We start from the raw sequence: 24,030 nt of genomic DNA, 5'->3' as shown, positions 1-24,030 counted from the left end.
ATTAAAAATTAATGTTTAAGCCTAATAAATAAGTTCTTGGGATTGGATAAAAACCATAATCGATTCCGCCTCCAATAGGTGCACCGTTAGAAGCACCTGGATCAAAACCTTTATATTTTGTAAAAGTGTATAGATTATTAACACCGGCGTAGAGTCTTACTTTTGTAATTCCCACTTTTTCAGAATATTTAGGATCCAATGAATATCCTAATTGCATATTTTGAATTCTCAAGTAGGACGCATCTTCAACAAAATAGCTTGAAAACGTTGAATTTCCCGTAGCACTTGTAGTTACTCTAGGAGTAGAATTTGTGCTTCCTTCTCCCGTCCATCTATCAAGAACATAATTTAATCGATTGACATCAGTGAGGTTTCTTTCATAATTGCGAACCATATCATTTCCTACAGACGCAAACGTGTAAACCGCAAAATCAAAATTTTGATAATTCATTTGTAAATTGAAACCCATAGTTGCTGTAGGAATAGGATCACCTATATTTGTTCTATCGTTAGGATTAATGATTCCATCGCCATTAGTATCCACAATACGTAAGTCGCCAGGACTCGCCTCTGCTCCTAATGATAATTGAGATGGATGCGCACTGACCTCGGCTTGGTTTTGAAAAAGTCCATCCGTTTTATAACCAAAAAAGTAGCCAATAGGTTTACCAACTTCCATTCTTGAAGGCGATTGTTGTCCTACACCAAATGAACCTCCTTCAATAAATCCCGTGCCATTATCTACAGCTAGAACTTCATTTTTTAGAAAAGTAACATTATAAGCTGTACTCATAGAAAACTTATCTGAAAAACTATGTTTGTAATCAATAGAAAACTCCAGCCCTGAATTCCTTACTGTTCCCGCGTTTATTGTAGGCGCACCTGCACCCGGAGCGGCAGTCCCATTAATTCCTGAAACGGGAATAAATGGAATTAATAAATCAGCACGCGTATCGATAAAATAATCAACAACAACAGAAACTTTATTATTAAATAATTTAAGATCTAAACCAACATCAAATTTTTGAGCTTCTTCCCATTTTAAATTAGGATTTGGCGTTTGACCTATTGCTAATCCCTGTACTAAAATACCGTCAAATACATAAGTTGCTTCCCCTCCTAATTGAGAAATATAACCATTATTTGGAATTTGGTCATTTCCTAAAGTACCATAACTAGCTCTCATTTTCATAAAGTTAACTACTTTGTCTTCGCCAAAAAAACCTTCGTCAGAGACGACCCAACCACCAGTAAAAGATGGAAAATAACCCACTTTATTTCCAGGACCAAATTTTGTAGAAGCATCACGACGAATCATTGCAGAAAAAAGATATTTCCCTTTATAATCATACTGCGCTCTACCAAAATAAGAAAGTCTGCGTTCATCATAGTTATAAGAACTCACAGGAACAGTAGCAGATAACCCTTTTGTTAATGAAATATCAGCAAACTCCCATGAATTATAAGGAACGTCATATCCAGTAGCAAATAATCCATTGCCAAATTGTTTGTAAATTGTATTTCCAACGGTTGCAGTTACGTTGTGATTCGCACCAATTTTTTTTGCGTAAGTTCCAAATAAATCAAAAGAATAATCATTATCATTAATAGCATTTTGAGAAACGGAACTTCTTAAAACGTCAAAAACTTTATCAGAAGGATTTGTCCAATATAAAATTTGTTTAGCAAAAGACTTAGATTCGCTATTTGAAGTATTAAAACCGATAGAACTAGAAATTGTAAAAGCTTTAAAGAGTTTATAATCTAAACCAAAATTACCACTGATTTTCTTGAAATTGTAATCATTGTACGTATTATCAATTTGAGCTAAAGGATTAATAATTTCGATGCCCAGACCAGTAGTTGTCGGCACTTTAGTAAAGTCGCCATTTGCATCAAAAGGTTTTAAGGTAGACGGTGTATTCAAAGCATTAAATAAAACAGATCCTAAGCCTCCTTCATTCAAAGATTTTCTATTTAAATAAGTGTAAATTACGTTTGTTTTTACTTTTAATTTCTCCGTTATATCGGCACCGAGCGAAACTCTCGCCGTATTTCTTAAAAATCCAGATTTACTTTTACCTATTATTCCCTCTTGATCTAAATGGGATCCGCTAACAGAATAAGTAATTTTATCAGATCCTCCAGAAAAAGAAATATCATGATTAATTATCGGTACACTCTTACTGAAAATCTCTTTCTGCCAATCAGTTCCTTTCCCTAGTCCAGAAACATTTGAAAATGGAATTTTTTTGCCACCATTTGCATAACTTTCATTTAATAAAAGTGCGTATTCGGTAGCATTTAGCATTGGTAATGTTCTTGAAGTTTCTTGAAAACCAGTGTAAGTGTTATAGCTTATTTTTGCTTTAGAATTCTTTTTTCCTGTTTTAGTTGTAACTAAAATGATTCCGTTCGCACCTATGGTTCCATATATAGCAGCTTGCGCGTCTTTTAGAACAGTAATTGATTCTACATCATTAGGATTTAACAAACCTAATTCGCCTATGTAACCGTCAATTATAGTTGTTGGCCTATTTTCTCCATTAGTGGCGATACCTCTAATTCGAATGTCTAGTGCAGCACCCGGAGCACCTGAGGTAGTGGTTACGTTAACTCCCGAAACTGTTCCCTGTAAAGCTTGTTCTATTTTTACAGGCTTTAAGATTTCAAGTGTCTTACTATCAACAACAGAAACGGCACCTGTTACTTCTCGTTTTTTCTGGCTTCCATAACCAATAACAATTACCTCATTTAATTCCTTAGAATCCTCTTGAAGCGCAATAGAAAGTGTGCTTGAACTAGAAAGTACATTATATTCTAAATTTTTAAATCCTAAATACGAAAATACAAGCGTTGTACCTGAGGAAAGTCCTTTGATGGAAAACCTACCATCGATGTCTGTCGCTGTTCCGTTTGATGTATTTTTAATTTGAACATTGACGCCGGGAATTGGTAAACCAGATCCGGCTTCTTTAACAACTCCTCCTACATCGAAGCTTTGGGCGTAACCAAAAGCAGATAGAAACAGAAAAAGGATTAATAAATAATTTGCCTTCATAATTTGTGTTTTTTGTGATTTATAAAATTAGTAAGAACAACTGCTAATAAAATAAAACCAACCTCAACAAAAAACATACAATGCAAAAAAAAACAGAATTTATTGAATAATAACCAAGGATTAAGATATTATAGTAAAGAATATTTCAATCCATATTGATTGTTCACGAAGTAAAAAAGGATAGCGACAACGTTAATGTTGTGGTAATGTATAGTTTTATTTAAATTATTTTTAAGACCTATACAGATAGAATGTATTCCACAAGTCCTTGTTCATGTGATAATTCCATTTTTTTACGCAAACGATACCTTTTTATTTCAACACTACGCACTGAAATATTCAATAAAGGAGCCACTTCTTTACTAGATAAATTTAATCTTAGATACGCACATAATCTTAAATCATTTGAAGTTAGATTTGGATGTGCTAATTTTACTTTTTTCAAAAAGTCTTTGTCTGCATTATCAAAAGCTTCTTTAAAAACACTCCAACTATCGCCACCTGATATATTCTTATTAATCGTAGAAATTACTGATTTGATATTTCTATTACCATCTTCTGGTGCTTTCTTTAAATCTTCTTTTATAAAAGTTAGTAACTCATTTTTGCTATTTAGAGTCATTGTTGAGACTGCTAGTTCTCGATTTATAGTATCAACATCGTTTGCAAGTTTTTCATTTCTAATTCTCATTATTCCTTGCTCATTTTCGAGTTCTTTTATTTCCAACAATAAATTATTTTCTTCAATTAATTTTACTTTTTGTTTGTCATAGTAACTTTTATACATTTTGTGAATAAATCTTGCCATAAAAAGAATGATTACAAAATAAACTAACAATGCTATATTAGTCCTATACCACGGTTTCACAATAACAAATGAATAAACTAATGGCTCCTCGGCCGCTGAGTTTGCCGACTTAGCTCTGACTTTGAAATTGTATTTTCCAGGCGATAAATTTTTAAAATTAACCGTTGTTTTTGTGCTCCACTCGCTCCATTTTTCCTGAAATCCTTCTAATAAATATTGAAATTCGGCATTTACATATTTATTAAATTCAGGGATCGTATAAGCAATGGTAATATTATTTTCATTTGATAAAAATTGACCAGCACTGTCAATAGATCGGTTAATAAAACTTTCATTTTGTTTATTTGTTACAATAGATGTGATGGAAAGTTGATAATTTTTAAAAGTAAGATCATTTAGATTTAAAATATAATACCCGTCAGTGGTTCCTATTAAATAATCTGAATTAGAAATCTGAGTTATATTTTCATAGCCTGACATTGATTTAGTTAATGACGCTGGGATAGGAATTATATTTTGCTTTAATTGACTGCTTAACTTACTCAAAGAAAAGTAGTGTATATAATTTTTAGAGAAAAGCCATATTTTATTTGAATCATCTACAATTAATTTTCCAGATGTATACTGTTCTTTTTCAAATACGGAACTCAATAATTTTTCTTTAGCAAACTGCTTAGTTTTCGAGTTTAATTTAAAGATACCTTCTTTATTAGCGTAATAAATACTGCCGTTGAATTTCGTTAAACTAGCATTTTTACCTTTTACTGGTGTTCCATAAGTTACAAAAGGCCGGGTTTTTATCAATTGATCGTCTAGTTTCAGTCTAAATATTCCTTTATATTCATGACTTACATAAACATCTAGTTGATTTGTAATTTCAAAATATTTTGAAGAATAATCAAAACCATTAATCTTATTTCTAAATATCCATTGATCATTGATTTTTACAAGTGTAGACAGACCATAGTAATTCCCTTGTAGTAAAAGTCCCTTTTGATTGGGTACTGCTTCAAATTTCCAAGTTCCAGAGGCAGAAAATATATTTTTTGCAGCACCATTATTAACAATAAAGGTTCCTGAATCATGTCCACAAAATAATATTTTATCATATTCGAACAATGACCAAACTTGGCCCTTTGTACCGTTTATAAACTTGAAGTCCTCATTAGTTTTGTAAGTTTTATAAAATAAACCTTGATTGGTGCCCACATACAATTTTCCATCAAAAAGCTTAGAAGTGTAAACTGTACCAAGTATGCCAGTATCATCAACATAGCTCTGAATAGGGGACTGAAAATTAATACAATTAATTCCGTTATCTAATCCTGCCCAAATATTTTTATCTGCATCTTCAAATAGCGAAAGCACTGTATTATTACTCAATCCTCGATTTTGAGTGATGTGGTATTTTAATTTACCATCATTATTTAATATAAAAATTCCGTTTGAAACAGTACCAAGCGCATAACTCCCATCTGATAATAATTGACTACTATAAACACTGCTTTTAGATAATTCAGAATCAGCTTCTGTGACAAATGGTGTTAAATTATTTCTATTTAACTTGTAAAATCCGCTACTCTGTGTTTGAATTAAAAGTCCTTCATCGATACTAAAAACATTTACAATCTTATTGCTTTTTAAGATTGGATGATCCGATATTATTCTACCTTTTCCACTCTCAATTTCAAAAAGACCCTCATTTATGATCTGATAAAAAATTCCATTTTTAGTTTTAAATGATTTTGTTATACTATTTGTAGGGGAGATAATTTGGAAACTCCTTGTGCTAGTATCAAAAATATAAATTTTATTTAAGGATTGGAAAATGACCCATTGATCATAACTTAAGATATTCCAAAACTGCTCATCATCTAAAATCTTACTTTTTATTGTTTTACTAAGAGATGTATATTTAAGTTTACCATTATTTTGTCGCATCCAAAAACCAAATTCCATGTAACAGCCAGTATAGATCTTATTATCTATCACTTTTACTGAGCGTAAAATAGTTTCATTAGGCGACGGATAAAGTTCCCACTCAGAGCCATTATATTCGAGTAAACCTTCGTTGTTAGCAAAAAAAAGAAAATTATTTTCATCTTGAGCTATCATCCAATTTTGGTTAGCAGCTTCGTAAGTTGCAGATGAGTATTTAACTATTGGCGGCAACTCTTGGGAGAAAGCAGCGATTGACAGCAATAAGGTATAAATAAATGGTAGTTTTTTCAATGGTTTTTGATATTAGTTTTTATAAAAATAGATATAAAAGTAGGATTTATTTATAATCTAAAAAACATAAAAACGATAGATGCTTTAAAGACGCCAGTAAGGCAGTATTTTAATCATTAATTGTGAGTTGTTCTATACTTTTAGTCCCACTCGTGTTTACATTATAAATAAATTTGCATCTATCTCTAAAACCGTTTCGTCATTTTTTTCATAATTTATGGTTGCGAAAATCACATAATAAGCTGCTGTTTTTTCTCCAAATTTGAATTTTTATTCATTAAGTAACATTGTGTTTACTTTGAGGACACGAGCAAGACACTAGCGCTGGGATATGCATAAGCGCGTAAGGGAAATTCAAACGGTACCTCAAAGCACTGTCCTTGATTGCCTGCTTAAATAATTAGCTATGAAAGGTTTACCATTTTACTTATTGGGTAGCGCAAGAAACTCATTTTACAAAAAATTTTACTTTTGTAGTTTAAATCAACTAAATTTACTTTGATAATATAAATAAAACGTACAGCCTTAAATAAACTGGGGTCGACAGAAATTATTTGATAAAACGTAATTAGTAAATTAACCATTAAAGCAAGTAGCCTATGAAAAAAAAATTCAATAAATTTTTAATCTTTAAACTTATAAACATGAAAAAGAAACACATTTTAATTTTGAGCTTCGTACTATTTGTTAATCTTATGAGTGCACAAATAGACAAAGGTAATTGGATGGTTGGCGGGAGTGGAAACTTTACCAACTATAAAAGCACATTTCAAAGCAATAATACAGAATTTACTCAAACTGGCAGTGGTATTAGTATTTCTCCAAATTTAGGTTATTTTGTTGTAGATAATTTTGCAGTTGGAACGGCGGTAGGCTTTAACTTCTCAAACCCTTCTGGCGCTAACAATAATAGTCATAGTTATGGCATTTCACCTTTTGTAAGATATTATTTTAGAAAAGCCGAAAAAATAATTAATCCATTTTTACAAACGAGTTATGGTTTCTCCGAGGGTAAAAGCGAGTCAGGTGGGTCAAATAAAAGTAGAGGATACACCATAAAAGGAGGTTCAGCTATTTTTTTTAATAGTAGTGTTGCTCTTGAACTTTCGCTAAACTATAATTCATCAAAATATAACTCAGATACTACATATAATGATTTAACTATAGGAATTGGATTTCAAATACATTTAGAAAAAAAATAAAAATCCTTTAAAAAACACTTAATATGAAAAATAAAATACAGTTTTTACAATTTATTGCAATGCTATTTATTAGTTTTAGCACTTATTCGCAAGTAACAGCAAGTGTTCAAAATTTGCAATATACAAACAATGGTCAAGCTACGATTTCGGCAGCAAATTGCGGAAATTTAGATTTCGGTACAAGTACTAGTACATCTATAAATTTAGGAATAAATTTAAGTAAACCTAATGGTCAAGTAGTTGGTTTGAGTGATTTGCGTGTTTATACTCAAAAATCTTCATCAGATTCGAGGATAGAAAGAAGTTGGGGACAGATTCAAGAATCATCTTGGAATACTCTTGTACAACCTAATACCCGTCAAGCTTCAGCCAATTTCTCGATTAATTCTTCCGACTTCAATGTTTCTGGGGGTATCCTATTTGTAGTTTTTAAGTCAAGCGGAGGAACAGAATATTAAACAACTTGTAGTTTCACAATATCTAAAACACCACTTCCAACTTTCACTTTTTCTCCAACAAGTTTAAGTTTAGCTTGTGGAGATACTAGTTCAAGAACTTTTACAGTTACACCAGCAAATATTCCGAGTGGTGCAACGGTTACCTATCAATGGAGTTACAGCGGATGGTCTGGTTCAGCAACATCATCGATGAGTACGGTAACATTAACACCTAGTTCATCAATTTCTTTGCCTTCCAATGTATCTGTCACTCCCTTTATTAATGGAATAGCACAAACAACAAGAACCTGCAGCATAACAATAAATCCATTTACCAGTCCTGCAACTATTAGTGGTGCAAACACAATTTGTACTCTAGATACTTCTACTACTTATACAATTAATGCAGGTGCAGGAAATACCGTAAATTGGAGTTCATCAGATCTTACAAAAGCAATCATTTCAACGCAATCTAATAATCAAGCCACGATTACATCAGTAGCAAATGGCACGGTAACATTAACTGCAAACATCATAAACTCATGCGGTCAAAATAGTTTAAAACATATAATAATTGGAATTGGACAGCCCCAAATTGATAATGTAACTTTTACAAATTCAAATGGTAATTCTGATTTTTGCATAAATATAAGAGGTCAAAATATTGCACGGTTTGCAATCAATACTTCCGCACCAAATATATTACGCTATCACTACAGAATTTTTAGAGGTGCTACAATAATTGCAGATGATATTATTACAAATATTAATAATCTTTTTACAGGTATAGTTGAACCTGACGGGATTGCAGGATCGTACACCGTAGAATGTAGAATTGAAAGTAGCTGTGGATGGGCCGAATGGAAGAGATATAATGTTTTTTTTAGAAGATGTTCGACTGTTCGAAGCCTGTCAGATACTTTACAAACGGCTGGAGAAAACATATATCAAGCGTATCCTAACCCTGCGCGAGACTTCCTTCAAATTGATTTACGCGACCAAAATATTCAACCAAAATCTGGATCAAAAATTAATGGTGAACTGTTTGATATGATGGGTAAATCACAATCAATAATTCAAATTGACAATAACAAAGCCTCTCATTCAATACAGAATTTAAAAAAAGGGATTTATGTTTTAAAAATTTTTATCAACGACCAAGTTGAAAGCTATAATATTTCGATTGAATAACTCTCAAATTTAAAAAAGTAAATAAATCGTAAGCAAAAATAACCAGTTTAATTTCTAACGATGATAAATAACTATTTGATTATTTAAAAAAAAAATATTTAATGAAGTACTTAGTAAAAATCTTCTAAAAAGCCAGAACTACCTTCTAAAGTAATTATAAAAACAAGACGTTTTCGCTTCCATACCCGCAAGCGAGCGGGGAAAAAAGCAGTGATTGACATCAATAAAATAAAAATAAATTGTAACGATTTCAATACGCTTTTTTTATTAGTTTTTCAAAAATAAATATAAAAGTAGGATTTATTTACAAGCTAAGAAACATAAAAACGATAGATGCTTTAAAAACGAGCTGAATGCCGTACTTTAATCAATAATTGTGACTTGTTCAATTCTTTCAGTCCGTTTAAAATTGATTACTTTTGTGCAAATTAATGTTTTTATGCAAGTTGACCTTTCTCAATTAGATCCAAAGAAAAATATCATTATAAAAGGAGCGCAAGTCCACAACTTAAAAAATGTTGATGTTGCGATTCCAAGAAATAAATTAGTAGTTATAACTGGGCTTTCGGGTTCTGGAAAATCAAGTTTAGCCTTTGATACTTTATATGCTGAAGGGCAGCGTCGTTATGTAGAAAGTTTGTCTTCCTACGCCCGACAATTTCTAGGCAGATTAGACAAACCAAAAGTAGAATATATAAAGGGAATTGCTCCTGCAATTGCAATTGAGCAAAAGGTAAACACAACTAACGCTAGATCTACTGTAGGTACGTCAACAGAAATTTATGATTATATAAAATTACTTTTTGCAAGAATAGGTAGAACGTACTCGCCAGTTTCAGGTAGAGAAGTCAAAAAAAATACCGTAACCGATGTTGTAACTGATGTAAAAACTTTTGACTTAGATAGTAAATGGTTGCTTCTTGCTCCTATTCATTTAGAAGAAGGTAGAAAACTAGAAGACAAGTTAAAAGTGCTGTTGCAGCAAGGTTTTGCTCGAATTTTAGTCAATAATGAAATGATCCGTTTAGATGATTTACCAGATTCATTAGATAAAAATGATATTCTGTTAATTGTTGACCGAATTGTAGTTAAGGAGGAAGAGGAGTTCTATAACCGTCTTGCCGATGCTGTACAAACAGCCTTTTTTGAAGGAAAGGGAATTTGTTATTTACAAGAGTTAAACGCTGATAAAAAGTACACCTATTCAAATAATTTTGAATTAGACGGAATTACATTTTTAGAACCAAATGTTCACTTATTTAGTTTTAACAATCCCTATGGAGCCTGTCCTATTTGTGAAGGTTACGGAAATATAATAGGTATTGATGCTGAATTAGTAATTCCAAATACCACTTTATCAGTATTTGAAAATGCAATATTCCCGTGGCGAGGAGAAAGCATGAGTTATTACAGGGATGAATTAGTCAATAAAGCATACAAGTTTGATTTCCCAATTCACAAACCGTTCTTTCAATTATCAGAAGATCAAAAAGAATTAATTTGGAGTGGCAATCAATATTTTCAGGGACTGAATGCTTTTTTTAAAGAGCTAGAAGAAAAAAATTACAAAATTCAAAATCGTGTAATGCTATCTCGTTACCGCGGTAAAACGAAATGCTATTCTTGTAAAGGAAAACGTTTAAGAGTCGAGGCTTCGTATGTAAAAATTAATTCAAAAACAGTTTCAGACTTAGTTGATTTACCAATAAAGCATTTAGTTACTTTCTTCCAAAATATAGATTTAAATGTTTACGAAAAACAAATTGCTAAACGTTTATTATTAGAAATAAATAATCGGTTATCATTCTTAACAGAAGTTGGTTTAGATTATTTGACTTTAAACAGAAATTCAGCAACACTTTCTGGCGGAGAATCGCAGCGTATTAATTTAGCCACTTCACTAGGAAGTAGTTTGGTTGGTTCTATGTATATTCTTGACGAACCCAGCATAGGTTTGCATCCAAAAGACACAGAACGACTGATAAAAGTGTTGTTATCCTTAAGAGATTTAGGCAATACTGTTATTGTGGTCGAGCATGACGAGGATATCATGAAAGCAGCTGATATGATTATTGATATTGGTCCTGAAGCAGGAACTTTAGGTGGAAACTTGGTAGCTCAAGGGAGCTATGAAGAAATTTTAAAATCGACTTCATTAACTGCAAAATATTTAAATGGAGATCTGGAAATTTCAGTTCCAAAAAAACGGCGAACTTTCAAGAATTATATTGAAATAAAAGGTGCGAGAGAAAACAACCTACAAAATATTGATGTCACTTTTCCATTAGACGTTTTAACGGTTATTACAGGAGTATCAGGAAGCGGAAAAAGCACACTTGTCAAAAAAATCTTATTTCCAGCGATGCAAAAAAAGTTGGAAAATATAGGAGAAAAAGCAGGCCAATTCAGCGAAATTAGTGGATCTTTTTCGCAAATTAAGCATATTGAATATGTTGATCAAAATCCTATAGGTAGAAGTTCACGTTCCAATCCTGTTACATACATAAAAGCTTATGATGATATCAGAGAATTGTATGCTCGAGAGAAACTTTCGAAAATAAGAGGTTATCAGGCCAAACATTTTTCATTTAATGTTGATGGAGGGCGTTGCGAAACCTGTAAAGGTGAAGGGTCTATAAATGTAGAAATGGTATTTATGGCTGACGTTCAGTTACCATGCGAAACATGCAACGGGAAAAGATTTAAAAAAGAAGTATTGGAAGTAGCCTTTGAAGGTAAAAATATAAATGATATTCTAACAATGACTGTCGATGATGCGATCGCATTCTTCACGGCTCAAAAGCAAGCTAAAATAATTCAAAAGTTACAACCGCTGCAAGATGTAGGTTTGGGATACGTACAATTAGGACAATCATCATCCACTCTTTCTGGTGGCGAAGCACAGCGTATAAAACTTGCTTCATTTCTAGTCAAAGGAGTTACAAAAGAAAAAGCACTTTTTGTATTTGACGAACCTACAACAGGTTTACATTTTCATGACATCAAAAAATTGTTAAAATCATTTGATGCCTTAATTGAAAAAGGACATTCTATAATTGTAATCGAGCACAATCTCGATTTAATAAAATGTGCCGATTGGGTTATTGATTTAGGTCCTGAAGGTGGTGAAAATGGTGGAAAATTGTTAGCTGTAGGAACTCCCGAGGAAATTGTAAAAAATAAAAAATCCGTAACAGCCACTTATCTAAAAGCTGCTTTAAAAAAATAAAAAAAGGCCGATAAATCAAAATTGATGTATTGGCCTTTTTTTATTTTTTAAATTTAAATTAGAATCTATATCCTAAACTGATTCCGCTTCTTATTCCTCCCCATGGTCCGCTAATTTTTATTGTAGCACCATTTGGATTAGCTTTAGCGTCTATGTCACTTAATGGAAGTTCAATATCATCTAATTCTTTTTGAAGCTCTGCTTGTTCAAAAGGAGTTAGTGTTCGATCTGTTTTTCCATCAAAATCACCTTTAGAAGTACCATAATGTGGCCCTACAATCCACCAGTCTAAAATAATATGTTTTCCTAAATTGAATTGAGCACCTAATTGCAATCCAAAAGTATTTGCAGTAAGTTTTCCTCCCATATCGATATTTTCTTTACTCGGTACTACATTGCTGGAATATTCAAAATTAACCCCTGTAATATCATATTTCAAGTGTCTATAAAAAGGAGCGATATAAAAACCTTTACCGTATCCTTTTCCTAAATAGAATCTAACCTCAGGAGTAATTGCAGAATAACCTAATTCCGCATTGTCAAGCATACCTTGATTATCGCTAGAATTAGAGGTTAAATCGTTTAACTGAGATTTAAACGGCACACCGCCTTTTGGAATGAAACTGTAACCTAGTACAACTCCAATACGTTTAGTTAAACTGCGCTCGTACTGTAATTGAAAATTACTAAAAACTAAACTAGTTAAACTAATTTTAACGTTGTTCATTTTTTGATCGCTAGACGAGGAGATAGAACTTGAAGATGCGCTTGATTGTGCGAAAGCAATTGTACATGTAAATAAAATTGCAATGGTCGAAAGTAATGTTCTTTTCATAAAAAATATTGAGTTTTTGATTTGGTTAAAGTGGCAAATATAGCTTAAAAACATTTATCCACATATGCATTTCCATCTTCATCAATAGCTACTAAGATTTTCTTTGCTTTTGAAGAGACTTGGGTAATATAAATCCAAGGAATTGTCCAAATACCTAAAGTGACGCAACAAATGAAAAAATTCAAGTTATGATTTACCTTTTCTCCCGCTTTTTTGAGCACAGCATAAGGTAATTTATCATTTTGCTCTACTACTTCAAATCCATCTTTGGTTTTTTCCTCTAAAATAGAAGCAAATTTTTTAAAATTGTCATCGCTTATTAATTTACTTTTCATAATTACAGACACTCATTTCTTGATATTATTTACACAAAACCAATGCAAAATTAGAGTAAAATGAAAGCGAACGCAATACCCACTTTTAATGATATTTAATTTTTAACAATAATATTTAACCATCTATGAAATGGACCACCATGCACAAAAGCTGTTATACAATTTAAGATAGCGTGCGAATTTTATTAATTAATATATCAATGGCTTGATTTATTTCAACAGAAATCACGAATTTATAATTTATAAATACATAAAAAATTGTTACTAATACTGATTTTAATGCAATCGAAATCATAGGATTAAAAGGAAATTCCCAGAAATAAAATAGTAAAAACAATATCAAAGTTAAAATAATTGAATGTAAAGTCTGAATTGTAAAAGGATATAAATGCAGTCTTTTTACAACGAATAATAGCTTAGCCACACTGTATAAAGTAATTGAAATTAAGGTTGCAAAAGCACAACCCATTATTCCATAACTAGGAATTAGCAACATATTCAATCCAACAGCTACTGCTACTAAAACAACACCTAAAAATAAAACCGCACGATAGTATTTTGTATTAAAAATGATTGCGTTGTTATTGCCTAAAATAAGATCAAAATATTTAGATATTCCAATCATAAAAACAACTAGTATTCCACCATTATACTCCTTTGGAATCATTTCATATAACTGATTAATGTTTACAAAAATTCCCAACATCACATAACCTCCCACTACTTGTAAGTTTATAGACGTTTTTTTGTATAAAACATTTAACTCGTCGTACTTATTATCATGCATCAACTTTGCAGTAATTGGATAAACAATTTGATGCATCGCCCGACTAGGAACGGATATTACCAATGCTATAAAGGTAGCGATTGAATAAAATGCGATATTATCAATAATCATATATTGATTTAGCATTATTTTATCGCCATCTAAAAGTAAATTAGCGACGCTGCCAGATAGAATTATGTAGAAGGTGTACACTAAAATATCTTTCGCATTTGCAGGAATAGCAAACTGAAAAGTGGGCTTTTGTATACTAAAAGCATAAAACATTGTTACCAAAAAAGCCAAAAGATATAATCCTGCAGTTGCATAAACAAAACCTTCAACAGAAAGCCAGTCATAATAAACTCCGATAAGTAAAACCAAGGAAAATAATCTTAAACCCACCTCTTTTATAAAATTCCCAAAAACCGAATGCATGTGTACTCTAGCCCAAGCGTAAAAAATTTCAAAATAAGCCATACATAATCCTATAAAAGGAATCAACCAAACATAATCCTTTACTATTTCATTCTTTTTTGAAAGAAAGAATAAAATTTCATCATAAAAATAAAGTGATATAAGTATCATTGGAATTATCAGCACTAATGGAAAAAGAACTGTGAACGATAAAAATCGAGATTTTTCTTCATTGGTATTGTACTGAGAATAGAACTTTACTAATGAATTTTGCATACCTATTGCAAATAGTGGCATAATTACATTCGCACAAGAAGTGATGTAGTTTGTTAAACCGTAAAACGTTGCACCAAGAAGGACAGGATATAAATAAAGTGTGTTTATTGCCCCAATTCCAAAGCCCAGATAGGTGATTACGGTATTCTTTAAAGACTGATTTAATACTATTCCCATGAAAAGTTTAAAGTTATGTAGTGAGCTTAGAAAGTAGAATTGAGCAATTGTGCTAATTCTTCAGTTAAACTTTTTCTAGAATATTTTTGTAAACCCACTCCATTTGATTGTAGTTTTCCCTCTAAAAACTGCTTGTAAAAATCCAAAATTACATTTTTTAATTTCAATTTCTCTGAATATTTAAAAAACGCTCCGGTATTTGTATTCTGTATAATTTCGGCAAAATCAGAATCTTTAGGACCAATTGCTATTATTGGTCTGCCAGAAACCATATATTCAAATAATTTTCCCGGTATGATACTTTTTGTATCTTGGGAATCAATTTCAATCAATACTAAAACTTGCGATTTCCTTTGATGCACAATAGCCTCGTTGTGAGATACATATCCTAAGTTACTCAGGTAATGATCTAACTTATATTTTGTTATCGTTTCTAAGACTTCTTGACTAACAGCCCCAATTAATTTAATTTCTAAATGTGATTTAAAATCAGGAATTTCATTTATTAATTCAATCAAGCTTTCCCATAAAATTAAAGGATTTCGTTCTGAAAGAAAAGAACCAATGTGAGCCAAACTGAATTTAAAATCTAATTTTTGTTTCTCTACTTGCTCCGTGTCATAACCATTCGTAATTACTACTATTGGCTTTGTTGTAATCGCTTCAAATTCAGTTTTAGTACTCTTGCTAGTTACAATAATTGTATCAGCTGTATTCAAAACCTGACGCTCTAAAGCTTTGTGTTTCTTGGCAGCAAAATTTGACAATCGCAAGGATTTATGATAGCCAATAGTAGTCCAAGGGTCACGAAAATCAGCAAGCCATTTTACATTTAATTTTTGCTTTAATTCTAATCCAATAAGATGTAAACTATGCGGTGGGCCTGAAGTAATGATGGTATTAATATTATTTTCTATAATGTATTTCTCTAAGAAAGATATGGAAGGTTTCACCCAAAATACACGCGCATCAGGAATAAAAAGATTTCCCCGAATCCAGAGGAAAGTTTTATCTAAGAATGACTGCTTCTTTTGATTGGGAATTATTCCTGAACTAATTTTTTTTGTTTTATTCTTCGATAAAAAAGAAGCTAGTTGATAAGGTTCAAATATCTGGTTTCGAAGAATAGTTGTATTTACTGAAACTTCTTTCATTAAGTTTTCGTCAACAATGGGGTAAGTTGGATTTTCAGGAATATAAACAATTGGCTGAATTGCAAAATCTGGCAGATATTTAACAAATTTCAACCACCGCTGTACGCCAGGTCCTCCCGCAGGTGGCCAATAATAGGTTATGATGAGGACTTTTTTATTTTCCAAAAGTAATTTGTTTATTAATGTAATAAATGATTAAAAATTAACAAATTTAGAGTGCAGTTCAAAAATGTTAAATCTATAATCGTTAACCAAAAATCTTAAATCTGAACTCTTTTCTTTCTTTCAAAATAAACACCTCCAATTAATAGAAATAAAATTCCAACACCGCTTATTAAAGTTATTGTACTACCAGTTTGTATCACTTGAGGTTCAAACTTAAATTCAACCTTGTGTTTTCCCGCAGGAATTTCTAAGCCTCTCAACACATAATCAACCCTAATGTGATCTACTTTATTTCCATCAATATAAGCATTCCAACCTTTTCCATAATACATTTCTGAGAATACGGCTAAACCAGCATTTGAATTATTTGAGTTGTAAATCAAGTGATTGGGCTTATAAGATGTCAATGCAATTTTCGATACAATATCTTTAGCGAAAGCCTTTTTACTTACCTTAAATTCGTTATCATTTACAACCGCTATGTTTTTAGAATCTAAGCCTTCCAATGTTTTCATTTCTTCATCGGCAGAATTAGCTGACTTAACTTGACTCACGAACCAAGCATTTCCATTGGCCCTAGGATTGGAAGTTGGAAATTCATTTCCGTCCTTATCGGTTTGAATTACATATTTAACATCTAACATGTTTAAGATTTCCATATTGTTATTCGCGATTTGGTAATCGAATAATTGTTGCATTCTTCTCGGCTTAACCGCACTGTAACCTCCTATCGATTTATGAAAATAAGAAGCTCGAGCACTCGATAAATTTCCAGAGACTTCAAAAACGCGGTAATTTGAAGTATCTTTTAAAATTTCAGTATCTGAAGGCGACTCTTGAAAAGGAACTTCTACCTCTCGACCACTCACAAAATCTTTTGCAGATACATAATTCTTTGCCACAAAAAACAGATCAGAAATCATTAAAACACCTACAATTATAATTGCAGTATTCTGAGCAAATCGTTCCTTAATACTTAACCACAAAACTCCAGCAACTATTAAAACAAAAAAAGCAGATCGAAGTAAATCAGCACTATATAAACTCATCCTATCTAGCTTTAATGCATCTACAAATTCAGGACCATAACTTTCTTGAAAGTAAGCATCATTACCACCAGAAAAACTAAACAAACTTTTGCTTAAAAATAAAATCACAATAATGCCTATCACTAAGCTTGCGCTTTGATAAAGTCCTTTCCATTGCAATTTTTTATCTAATTTAAAAAAGGATTGTAATCCCATAATTGCGAGCACTGGAAAACACAACTCAAGAATTACCTGAATTGAAGAAACTGCTCTAAACTTATTGTACATTGGCACAAAATCAATGAAAAAGTCAGTCAGTAATGGAAAATTTTTTCCCCATGACAATATCAAAGCAACAATTGCACCTGCTAAAAAGACATATTTTATCTTACGCTCATCGATAAATAAAGCTAATATCCCTAGAAAAAACACTACGGCGCCAATATACGCCGGAGCTGCAACAATAGGTTGCTCACCCCAATATGTTGGCATTCCAGAGACGAAATCTGTCGCTTGACCTTCAGGAACTCCTTTCCCAATCATAAATTCATACATATGACTTTCCTTACCTACTGCTTCATTGTTTGATCCACCAAATAATCTAGGTGCAATCAAATTAAAACTTTCCATGATTCCGTAGCTGTATTCAGTGATATAATCGTAGGTAAGAGCACTGCTGTTTGCATTCTTAGAACCGTCAGGATTAAACGTTAATTCGCTTTTTCCGCGTGTGCTAAAATCGGCATATTCAGCTGTCGCCAATAAGCTTGTAGCATTCGCACCAATAGCAAAAACCCCAGCCACAGCCAAGGTGAGAGATGAATAAAGCAATGCTTTATAATCCTTATCTTTTATTTGCTGATAAACAAAATATCCTGAAAGTATTAATAAGAAAATCAATAGGTAATAAGTCATTTGAAAGTGATTCGCACTAATCTCTAGTGCTGTCGCAAAAAGAGTAAGCAAACCACCGACAATATATTTTTTCTGAAAAACCAATATAAATCCTGCAATTACAAGCGGCATATACGCAATTGCGTGTGCTTTAGCGTTATGACCTACACCAAGAATTATAATCAAATAAGTAGAAAAACCAAAAGCTAGAGCGCCAAAAAAAGCTTTTAATGGATCAACTTTAAGAACTAAAAGTAATCCATAAAAACTTAAAAAGTATAGAAATAAGTAATCAGCGGGACGTGGTAAAAAACGCAATGTATCATCAATAGCTCCTATGTAATCATGTGGATATTTTGCACCTAACTGATAGGTGGGCATACCGCCAAAAGCAGAATTTGTCCAATAAGGTTCCGTATCATAAGAAGCTCTAAAGTCGTTTTGTTCTTTTGCCATTCCTGTATATTGCACAATATCTGATTGAGAGATTTGTTTTCCTTGCAACACAGGATAAAAATAAATAAGGGAAATTAATAGAAAACCCAATATAACTAATACGTGTGGATAGAACTTATTTATTATTTTCAATTTGACAAAATTTGGATTAATGAAAAGCTTTTATAAAACGGCAAACTTAATCTATTTCTTCATAATCAACATAATCACCCACTTTTTTGGTTTCACGAGGATTTTTAGCATTTGAAGTTTTATAAATTACTTCATCCTGATTTGAAGTCTTTTCCCAAGATTCTTGTTGCTTTTTTTGCTGCTGTTGCATGTTTTGACCAGCCTTTTCAACCACTTTTTTCACTAGCAGAGGCAAAAATAATTTTGCTAAAAATCTGAAGATATAATAGAATGCAATCATGTAAAAAATTGCTTTCAGTAAGCCAGTGAATGAAGCTATTTGCATAATTTAGTATTTTTCTCCAAAATTAATAAATACTAACCGAAAATTCAGGGCAAATTTAAAATATCGTTCTTAAATAAATGATAAAATATAGTACATTTGGCTTGCGATGTTGCGCTCTAAAAATATAATAGCATGTTCAAAATTAAAAAAAATCTCTTTTTATTAATATTCTTAGTACCAATAACGCATTATGGTCAATACACTGATCAAATAAACTCAAATCGTCCTGGTGAAACAATGTCGGCCTTTTCCGTAGGTAAATCAGTCTTCCAAGTTGAAACTGGCGTTTATGGTATACATGAACAACACGATATTTTAAATTATGAAAATAATGGTTTTGGAGTAGATTTAATGCTAAGGTGGGGATTTCTTAAGGAACAATTAGAGTTCATTGCTAGTTTCCAATATCAAAATCAGCAACAGACTAGAAATTTTCTTAAAGAACAGCAATCAGGATTAAAGCAAACCGTTTTAGGAGCAAAATATTTGATTTACGATCCCTTTAAAAATTACGAAAAAAAGATTAATATTTATAGCTGGAAAGCAAATAGAGGTTTGAGTTGGCGACAATTACTGCCTGCAGTTTCCGTATTTGCAGGAGCCAATTTAAGCTTTTCTGACAATCCATATTCTTTTACCCCAGAGTCGAGCGTGTCACCGAAAATTATGTTAATCACACAAAATCATTTGGGTGACGGTAAATGGGTTTTTGTAACGAATATAATTGCAAACTATCTTACAACTGATTTTCCTAGTTATGGATATGTTGTAACTTTAACTAGAGGTTTTAATGATAAATGGTCTGGTTTTGTTGAAAATCAAGGTTATAAAAGTGATTTTTACAGTGATGCCATAATTAGAGGAGGAGCTGCTTATTTAGTAAATAATAGTTTCCAAATTGATGCATCAATAAGCAATAGTTTAAAAAATACGCCTTCTATACTTTATGGTGGCGTAGGTATGTCATGGCGATTTGATGGAAATTATAAAGAAATAAGAATAAAAGTTGCAACAGGCGATTCTAAGAAAAAAGTATCTAAAAAATCTAGAAAAACGAAAAAAGGATAATTTAAGTAGCTACAATATAATATGATTACAATACACGAAGCAAAAACTAAGATTGAATTAAAAGAATATATAAAATTTCCATTTACATTATATAAAAATAATAAATATTGGGTTCCGCCATTAATCGTAGATGAACTTGAAGGCTTTGACAAGAAAAATAACCCAGCTTTTGAAACAGCTGAAGCTTACTTCTATGTTGCAAAGAGAAACAATGAGATAGTTGGACGAATCACTGCCATTATTAATTGGAGTGAAGTAAATGATCAGCAAAAAAAGAAAGTTCGTTTTGGTTGGTTTGATGTTATAGATGATATCGAAGTCACTAAAGCACTTTTAGAAAAAGTATATGAACTAGGGCGAAAAAACCATTTGGAGTATGTTGAAGGTCCAATGGGTTTTTCAAACTTAGACAAAGTGGGAGTCTTAACGGAAGGATTTGATCAAATAGGTACAATGATCACATGGTATAACGCTCCTTACTATGCAACTCATTTTGAAAAACTAGGTTATGTAAAGGAAAAAGAATATATCGAGAGTAAATTTCCGTTTGAAAACGTAAAGTTAGAATTTTTTGAAAAAGCCAATGATTTAGTAAAACGACGTTATCAATTAAGTCCGCTCAATTTTAAAACTACAGCAGAAGTAATGCCACATGTAGATAAAATGTTTGATTTATTTAACAAATCGTATGCCTCTCTTTCCTCTTTTGTAGCTATTTCTAATACACAAAAGGAATACTTTAAGAAAAAATACATCAGCTTTATAAATCCAGAATTTATAAAATTTGTAGAAGATAAGGATCATAATATTATAGCTTTCAGTATTGTAATGCCCTCTTTTACGGAAGCTTTACAAAAATCTAAGGGAAAGCTGTTTCCTTTTGGATTCCTGCGCATGCTTAATGCAAAGAAAAACTGCAAAGATGTTATTTTTTATCTCATTGGAGTTTTACCTGAATATCAAAACAAAGCGGTAACCGCAGTGATTTTTAAAGAATATTTTGAAACTTTTAAAGAGAAAGGAATTTTGAATTGTTTTCGCACACCTGAGCTTGCTGATAATGCTGCAAGCATTAATTTATGGAAACATTTTCACCCAGAAATTCACAAACGAAGATGTACTTTTAAAAAAGAATTATAGAAGGCAGTTCCTTTTTAAATTCTATTGTTGAAATCCTATAAAATTAGAAAATCCATTAGCCTACACTAATGGATTTTTCTTTTGTATTAAAAATAATTTATTTTTAAAATCAGTAAAGACTAAGCGTCTAAATCAACTTTAGTTCTTGAAGCAATTTCTTTATAAGTTCCATTAACTAATTTCTCGCGTATTGCCTCAAAAGCAATCAAAGTTTCATTAATATCATCTAAAGTGTGAGGCGCAGTTGGAATAACGCGTAATAAAATCATCCCTTTTGGAATAACTGGATAAATCACTATTGACAAGAAAATACCATAGTTTTCTCTTAAATCGTTAACCATTACCATTGCTTCAGGTACGCTTCCTTCAAGATATACTGGCGTAACACAAGTGTTTGTATCACCTATGTTAAATCCTCTACTTCTCAAACCGGTTTGTAATGCATTTACATTTTCCCACAGTTTATCTTTCAGTTCTGGATGGTCACGTAATAATTGTAATCTTTTAAGTGATCCTATAGTTTGAATCATTGGCAATGCTTTTGCAAACATTTGAGAGCGCAAATTGTACTTTAAATAATCAATTATATCTTTATCAGCAGCTATGAAAGCACCAATATTTGCCATCGATTTTGCAAAAGTTGAAAAGTAAACATCTATTCCATCCTGGCAACCTTGTTCCTCACCTGCTCCAGCTCCTGTTTTACCAAGTGTACCAAAACCATGAGCATCATCAACCAATAAACGAAAGTTAAACTTTTCTTTCATGGCAACAATTTCTTTGATTTTTCCTTGCTGACCACGCATTCCAAAAACTCCTTCTGTTATAAAAAGTATTCCTCCTCCTGTAACTTCAGCTAATTTAGTAGCGCGTTCCAGGTTTTTTTCCATGCTTGCAAGATCATTGTGACGATAAGTAAAACGTTTTCCCATGTGTAAACGTACACCATCAATTATACAAGCGTGCGCATCTACATCATATACAATTACGTCATTTTTTGAAACTAAAGCATCAATTGTTGACATTATTCCTTGGTAACCAAAATTCAACAAATAAGCAGATTCTTTCATTACAAAAGCCGCTAATTCACTCTCTAATTGTTCATGATATTTAGTATGTCCGCTCATCATGCGTGCTCCCATTGGATAAGCTGCGCCATATTGTGCAGCTGCATCAGTGTCTGCCTTACGCACTTCAGGATGATTTGCAAGTCCTAAATAATCATTTAAACTCCAATTTAAAATATTTTTCCCACCAAACTGCATTCTTGGACCTAACTCACCTTCTAACTTAGGAAACACAAAATAGCCTTCAGCTTGTGAAGCCCATTTTCCTAATGGTCCTTTATTGTTTTGAATCCTTTCGAATAAATCTTTTACCATAATATATCAAGTAATAATTTTAATTTTAAGAAGTTGCAAAATTAAATATTTAAACTTTAATAAAGACTTGAAAGTATATTTATTTTTTGCCCTATGAATGAACGCAATTTGAACAACTTCAACCTATCCATTTTAACATAAAAAATATCAGATTTTACTGTTAAAATTACAACCTTTGTTTAGACTTTTCAATAGTAATACTTATTATTTTAAAATTTATCTAAAAATTAAAAAGTTGGAATTAAAATCATTATTCCGGCTGAAATTTCATAACACTACTATCACTAATCATAAATCCATCAAAAACATTAAGTTCCTTTATTTTTTTTTGTAAAACTAAAATTTTGAAATAAGTAAAGCTATTGTCAATTTCTACTACTATTTTTCTTCGATTCCTTGCACTCCAGTATTATCTCTAAATATTTCTTATGGAAATTTGGAAATAATTTAAAAAATAAACTTTGTATATTTGGTCAACAATTTTCAAAAGATTTATAATGTCTCAAAATACAAAAGAACTTAAATTAGCCGTGCTAATAGATGCTGACAATGTTCCTTATAGTAATGTTAAGGGAATGATGGAAGAAATTGCTAAGTATGGCACACCAACAACAAAACGTATTTATGCCGACTGGACAAAACCAAATGCTGGCGGTTGGAAAAGTGTTTTATTAGAGCACGCAATAACCCCTATTCAACAATATAGTTATACGGTAGGTAAAAATTCTTCAGATTCAGCTATGATCATCGACGCTATGGATTTGCTCTATTCTGATAAAGTTGATGGTTTTTGTATCGTGTCTAGTGATTCTGACTTTACGAGATTAGCTATTAGATTGAGAGAATCTGGAATGAAAGTGATAGGTATTGGCGAACAAAAAACACCCAATTCCTTTATTGTGGCTTGCGATCGTTTTATATACATAGAAGTATTAGATGGTGCAATCAAGAAAAAGGCTAAAAAACCTACACTCGATTCTAAAAAGCAAGTCGAGAAACCAGTAGAAAAACCAATAGAAAAATTAGCGAATAAAATAGAAATACAAACAATTGAACTTATTGAAACTACAATAGAAGATATTTGCGATGATGATGGATGGGCTTTTCTAGGCGATGTTGGGAACTTAATTGTCAAAAGAAAGCCAGAATTCGATCCTAGAAGTTATGGATTTACTAAATTAACTCCGATGTTAAAATCGCTTACTGATATTTTAGAAATTGATGAGAGAGAATCTGATAAAAAAGGTATCAAACATGTATATGTAAGATTACGTTTTAGTTAGTGTCATTACCTACGATCTTATTTAAAAAGGCCTTGATTGT

At 31.8% G+C, this 24,030-nt stretch carries 16 protein-coding genes; 7 read left to right on the top strand and 9 right to left on the bottom strand.

The window, feature by feature from the left end; translation table 11 throughout:
- Position 1 precedes the first annotated feature (1 nt).
- Complete coding sequence (locus BUA99_RS08705; RefSeq protein WP_072990944.1) at positions 2-3,061, bottom strand: SusC/RagA family TonB-linked outer membrane protein; 3,060 nt, start codon at positions 3,059-3,061, stop codon at positions 2-4.
- Positions 3,062-3,299: 238 nt separating this feature from the next.
- Entirely contained in the window at positions 3,300-6,101 is a 2,802-nt protein-coding gene (locus BUA99_RS08700) for a helix-turn-helix and ligand-binding sensor domain-containing protein (protein ID WP_072990941.1), read from the bottom strand.
- 644 nt (positions 6,102-6,745) lie between these two features.
- Here BUA99_RS08700 and BUA99_RS08695 point away from each other — a divergent pair.
- The 4 genes from BUA99_RS08695 to uvrA all read left to right on the top strand — a co-directional run bounded on the left by BUA99_RS08695 (position 6,746) and on the right by uvrA (position 12,160).
- Complete coding sequence (locus tag BUA99_RS08695; protein ID WP_159430938.1) at positions 6,746-7,303, top strand: outer membrane beta-barrel protein; 558 nt, start codon at positions 6,746-6,748, stop codon at positions 7,301-7,303.
- A 23-nt stretch (positions 7,304-7,326) separates the two neighbouring features.
- On the top strand, positions 7,327-7,761 hold the full coding sequence (locus BUA99_RS08690) for a hypothetical protein (RefSeq protein ID WP_072990935.1): 435 nt from the start codon (positions 7,327-7,329) through the stop codon (positions 7,759-7,761).
- 189 nt (positions 7,762-7,950) lie between these two features.
- A complete protein-coding gene (locus BUA99_RS08685) occupies positions 7,951-8,931 on the top strand; it encodes a T9SS type A sorting domain-containing protein (RefSeq protein ID WP_072990932.1) in 981 nt (326 codons plus the stop codon).
- A 439-nt stretch (positions 8,932-9,370) separates the two neighbouring features.
- Complete coding sequence (gene uvrA, locus BUA99_RS08680; protein WP_072990929.1) at positions 9,371-12,160, top strand: excinuclease ABC subunit UvrA; 2,790 nt, start codon at positions 9,371-9,373, stop codon at positions 12,158-12,160.
- 58 nt (positions 12,161-12,218) lie between these two features.
- On the opposite strand, the gene BUA99_RS08675 is transcribed toward uvrA, so the two are convergent.
- The 6 genes from BUA99_RS08675 to BUA99_RS08650 all read right to left on the bottom strand — a co-directional run bounded on the left by BUA99_RS08675 (position 12,219) and on the right by BUA99_RS08650 (position 19,117).
- Complete coding sequence (locus BUA99_RS08675; RefSeq protein ID WP_084673510.1) at positions 12,219-12,995, bottom strand: hypothetical protein; 777 nt, start codon at positions 12,993-12,995, stop codon at positions 12,219-12,221.
- Positions 12,996-13,039: 44 nt separating this feature from the next.
- The gene (locus tag BUA99_RS08670) at positions 13,040-13,330 is read right to left on the bottom strand and encodes a hypothetical protein (RefSeq protein WP_072990926.1); all 291 of its coding nucleotides are present in this window, start codon (positions 13,328-13,330) and stop codon (positions 13,040-13,042) included.
- 163 nt (positions 13,331-13,493) lie between these two features.
- Positions 13,494-14,963, bottom strand: a complete 1,470-nt coding sequence (locus BUA99_RS08665; RefSeq protein ID WP_072990923.1) for a lipopolysaccharide biosynthesis protein — start codon at positions 14,961-14,963, stop codon at positions 13,494-13,496.
- 26 nt (positions 14,964-14,989) lie between these two features.
- On the bottom strand, positions 14,990-16,282 hold the full coding sequence (locus BUA99_RS08660) for a glycosyltransferase family 4 protein (RefSeq protein ID WP_072990920.1): 1,293 nt from the start codon (positions 16,280-16,282) through the stop codon (positions 14,990-14,992).
- Between the two features lie 95 nt (positions 16,283-16,377).
- A complete protein-coding gene (locus BUA99_RS08655) occupies positions 16,378-18,792 on the bottom strand; it encodes a YfhO family protein (protein WP_072990917.1) in 2,415 nt (804 codons plus the stop codon).
- Positions 18,793-18,838: 46 nt separating this feature from the next.
- Positions 18,839-19,117 (bottom strand): DUF4834 family protein, encoded by a 279-nt coding sequence (locus BUA99_RS08650; protein WP_072990914.1) that lies wholly within the window; start codon positions 19,115-19,117, stop codon positions 18,839-18,841.
- 132 nt (positions 19,118-19,249) lie between these two features.
- Between BUA99_RS08650 and BUA99_RS08645 the strand changes: the two genes are divergently transcribed.
- Positions 19,250-20,185, top strand: coding sequence for a transporter (locus BUA99_RS08645; RefSeq protein WP_072990911.1), 936 nt, complete (start codon positions 19,250-19,252; stop codon positions 20,183-20,185).
- A 21-nt stretch (positions 20,186-20,206) separates the two neighbouring features.
- Positions 20,207-21,325: a GTP cyclohydrolase gene (locus tag BUA99_RS08640; RefSeq protein WP_072990908.1), complete on the top strand. Its 1,119-nt coding sequence runs from the start codon at positions 20,207-20,209 to the stop codon at positions 21,323-21,325.
- Between the two features lie 119 nt (positions 21,326-21,444).
- On the opposite strand, the gene BUA99_RS08635 is transcribed toward BUA99_RS08640, so the two are convergent.
- On the bottom strand, positions 21,445-22,707 hold the full coding sequence (locus tag BUA99_RS08635; RefSeq protein ID WP_072990906.1) for a cysteate-C-fatty acyltransferase: 1,263 nt from the start codon (positions 22,705-22,707) through the stop codon (positions 21,445-21,447).
- Between the two features lie 497 nt (positions 22,708-23,204).
- On the opposite strand from BUA99_RS08635, the gene BUA99_RS08630 reads away from it, so the two are divergent.
- Positions 23,205-23,990 carry an NYN domain-containing protein gene (locus tag BUA99_RS08630; RefSeq protein WP_072990904.1) on the top strand — a complete coding sequence of 262 codons (786 nt, stop codon included), beginning with the start codon at positions 23,205-23,207 and terminating at the stop codon, positions 23,988-23,990.
- Positions 23,991-24,030 lie beyond the last annotated feature (40 nt).

Source organism: Flavobacterium segetis, from assembly GCF_900129575.1.
GTDB lineage: Bacteria > Bacteroidota > Bacteroidia > Flavobacteriales > Flavobacteriaceae > Flavobacterium > Flavobacterium segetis.
The sequence above is the reverse complement of the archived record's forward strand: the minus strand, read 5'-3'. Positions and strand labels throughout refer to the sequence as shown.